Origin of the sequence: Streptomyces murinus, assembly GCF_002154555.1 — a bacterium.
Taxonomy (GTDB): domain Bacteria; phylum Actinomycetota; class Actinomycetes; order Streptomycetales; family Streptomycetaceae; genus Streptomyces; species Streptomyces murinus.
Window position 1 is genome coordinate 1 of the sequence record NZ_MUNF01000787.1, and the last position, 3,219, is coordinate 3,219.

Consider the following 3,219-nt stretch of genomic DNA (forward strand, 5'->3'; position numbering starts at 1 on the left):
CCGACGGTGACCGTGTGCCGCTGGGACGCCTCGGCCGGCTCCCTGAAGCCGCTCACCGAGGTCCCCCTGCTGCCGGGCGCCCCGGCCGGCGACGCCTACCCCTCGGGGATCGTGGTCGCCCCCGACGGCCGCTTCGTGTGGACGGCGACCCGGGGCGAGGACGTCCTGTCGGTGCTCGCCGTCGAGGGGGACGGCCTCAGACTGCTCGGCACCGTGCCCTGCGGCGGCCACTGGCCCCGCGCCCTGGCCGCGCACGACGGCTTCCTGTACGTGGCCAACGAGCGCTCCGGCGACGTCTGCTGGTTCGCCGTGGACGAGGCGACCGGCGTACCGCGCTACGACGGCTCGGTGCAGGTCGCCGCGGCCTCGTGCGTCGTCTTCGGCTGAGCGCGCACGACACCGGATCCCCGGCAGGGCGAAGGGCCCGCCCCCAAGGGGAGCGGGCCCTGCTTGTGCGAATTTCCGTTTTCGTGCGGTCAGCGGACCGGGGTGCCCTGCGCCTGCTGCGGCGCGATACCCAGGGCCGTCGTGTACTTGGCGAGGGCCAGCTTGCCGATCGCCGGGTAGGCGCCCAGCGGCTCGGCCATCGAGCAGCCCACCTCCTCGGCGGCGGCCGCGAGCAGCGTCGCGTCGATCTCCGGGCCGACCAGGTACGGCGCGAGCGCCAGCTGCTGCGAACCGGAGGAACGCAGCTGCTCGGCGACCGAGGAGATGGAACCCTCCTGGTCCAGGGCCGCCGCCATCACCGGCACGGCCAGGCGTGCGGCGAGCAGCATGCCGGTGATCCCGGCCGCCTGCACGGCCTCCTCACCGCCCACGGAGGCCAGCACGATGCCGTCGGCGGCCGTGGCCACGGTGAACAGCCGGGCACGGTCCGCGCGGGCCAGGCCCGCCTCGGACAGCCGTACGTGCAGCGCCTCGGCGAGCAGCGGGTGCGGGCCGAGGACATCGGTCAGCTCGGCCGCGACCCGGCTGTCGTTCACCGACTGGCGGATCTGCCGCAGCAGCGCGTTGTCCGGACCGGCCAGCAGCGGTACGACGACGGCGACCGGGCCGTCGGGCTCCCGCAGGCCCTCGACGCCGGCGGCGACGGCCTGCTCGTAACGGGCCGTGCGCTCCTCGGCGGCGTGCGCCAGCACCGACCGCAGCGAGGGGAACTCGGCGTCGTCACCGTCCAGGTAGCCGATCCGGGCGTTCAGGCCGGGCAGCTCGGAACGGGCGATGCTCACGACCTCCTCGGCGAGGCCACGCGTGGCAGCGCTGGGCACACCGGGCACCGCGAGGACGAGCGCGGGCGCGCCCTCGGGAGCCACCAGCGGTTCGGGCCGGCGGTGCCGTCCGGGCTGGCGGGGTCGCGGCATTCGTACTGGGAGGCCGGACTCGGGTCCAGTGGAGGAGCTCATGGCGCCGCATGTTACTGGTTTCCCGGATGGTCCTGTTCGGGGAGGGTACAGGTGAGCGGTATCCGTCCGGATTTGTCTGTCCGCTTACGGGTGGCGGCTGTGACGTGCAGCATTGTCGGTTCACCCGGCAGCGTGAGCCGCCCGGTGGCCAGCTCGGCCGCGATCCGTACCGCGCCGTGCAACGGGTCGCCCTCGGGCGGCACCTGGCGGGCGTGCGGCAGCCGTCGCGCCAACTCCTCGCGCAGCGGCACGAGCAGAGGATCGCCTATCTTGGACAGGCCACCGGTGACCGCCACTTCGGGCGTCCCGTCCACCGGGCACACGGCCGCGGCCGAGTCCGCCATGTGCCGCGCCGCGGCGCGCAGGATTTCCGCTGCGACGGGGTCGTCCGCGCTGCGATCGGCCACCCGGGGCGCGAACGAGGCGAGTACGGCGGCCCGGTCGGTCCGCGGATAGAGCAGGCCGGGCAGTTGGCGCACCGGCCCGAACTGTTCCTCCGCGCACCTCAGCAGCGCGGCCGAGCCGCCCGCACGGCCGTCGTGGGCCCGCAGCGCCGCCTCCAGACCGGCGCGGCCGATCCAGGCGCCGCCGCCGCAGTCGCCCAGCAGATGCCCCCAGCCGTCGGCCCGCCGCCAGCCGGTCAGGTCGGTGCCGATGGCGATCAGACCGGTGCCCGCGGCGAGCACCGCGCCCGGCCGGGAACCGAGGGCCCCGGCATACGCGGTGACGGCGTCGGCGGCGAGCGCGACCCGTCGTACCCCCAGTGCGCGGGCGAGGGCGTCCGGCAGTTCGGCGCGCAGGGCGTCGCCCAGGGTGGCGAACCCGGCGGCGCCGACGACCGCCGTGCCCAGCTCGTCCACCCCCGCCTCGGCCGCCAACTCCCTGGCCAGCGGGGTGAGTTGGGACATCAGATGGGCCGGGTCGATGCCGCGCGCGCCGGTACGGACCGGCTCCCGGGTCTCCCGCTGTGCCGAGGGCGCCCGCCCCGGCACGCCGACGGCGACCCGGAGGCCGGAGCCGCCGGAGTCCACGGCGAGATACCCGGCGACGGTCACGGCAGGCGCCAGTCCACGGGCTGTCCGCCCTGCTGGATCAGCAGGTCGTTGGCCCGGCTGAAGGGGCGCGAGCCGAAGAAGCCGCGGTCGGCCGACATCGGCGAGGGGTGCGAGGACTCCACCGCCGGCAGGCTCCCGAGCAGCGGACGCAGATTGCGCGCGTCACGGCCCCACAGGATGGACACCAGCGGCTTGCCGCGCGCCGCGAGCGCCCGGATGGCCTGCTCGGTGACCTCTTCCCAGCCCTTGCCCCGATGGGCGGCCGGGCTGCGCGGCGCGGTGGTCAGCGCCCTGTTCAGCAGCAGGACGCCCTGCTGGGTCCAGGGGGTGAGGTCGCCGTTGGACGGCTGGGGCAGCCCCAGGTCGTTGTTCAGCTCGCGGTAGATGTTGATCAGGCTCGGCGGCAGGGGCCGTACCTCGGGAGCGACCGAGAACGACAGGCCCACCGCGTGCCCCGGGGTGGGATACGGGTCCTGACCGACGATCAGGACCCTTACCTCGTCGAAGGGTTGCTGGAATGCCCGCAGGACATTGCTTCCGGCCGGTAGGTAGGTACGTCCCGCGGCGATCTCCGCGCGCAGGAAGTCGCCCATCTGGGCGATCCGTCCGGCCACGGGTTCCAGGGCTTTCGCCCAGCCCGGTTCGACGATTTCATGCAAGGGTCGTGGTGCCACGGGCGTCACCCTACTGCCGTACGGCCGCCGGTGATCAACCGATGGCCGGAACCCGGCCGGATGCCCCGCGCCCCCGGCCCCCTGGAA

General features: G+C 74.7%; 4 protein-coding genes. 1 reads left to right on the top strand and 3 read right to left on the bottom strand.

The features are described 5' to 3' along the window. A partial coding sequence (locus CCN72_RS35035) for a lactonase family protein (protein ID WP_143664311.1) occupies positions 1–387 on the top strand: 387 nt, incomplete at its 5' end. 89 nt (positions 388–476) lie between these two features. Here CCN72_RS35035 and CCN72_RS35040 read toward each other — a convergent pair. Genes CCN72_RS35040 through CCN72_RS35050 form a run of 3 tightly spaced genes read right to left on the bottom strand, consistent with a single transcriptional unit; the run spans position 477 to position 3,132 of the window. Then, positions 477–1,403 carry a sirohydrochlorin chelatase gene (locus CCN72_RS35040; RefSeq protein WP_086812397.1) on the bottom strand — a complete coding sequence of 309 codons (927 nt, stop codon included), beginning with the start codon at positions 1,401–1,403 and terminating at the stop codon, positions 477–479. Between the two features lie 11 nt (positions 1,404–1,414). After that, a complete protein-coding gene (locus tag CCN72_RS35045) occupies positions 1,415–2,458 on the bottom strand; it encodes an N-acetylglucosamine kinase (protein ID WP_086812399.1) in 1,044 nt (347 codons plus the stop codon). Beyond that, entirely contained in the window at positions 2,455–3,132 is a 678-nt protein-coding gene (locus CCN72_RS35050) for a uracil-DNA glycosylase (protein ID WP_085562913.1), read from the bottom strand. The genes CCN72_RS35045 and CCN72_RS35050 overlap by 4 nt, the downstream gene beginning before the upstream one ends. Between the last annotated feature and the right edge of the window lie 87 nt (positions 3,133–3,219).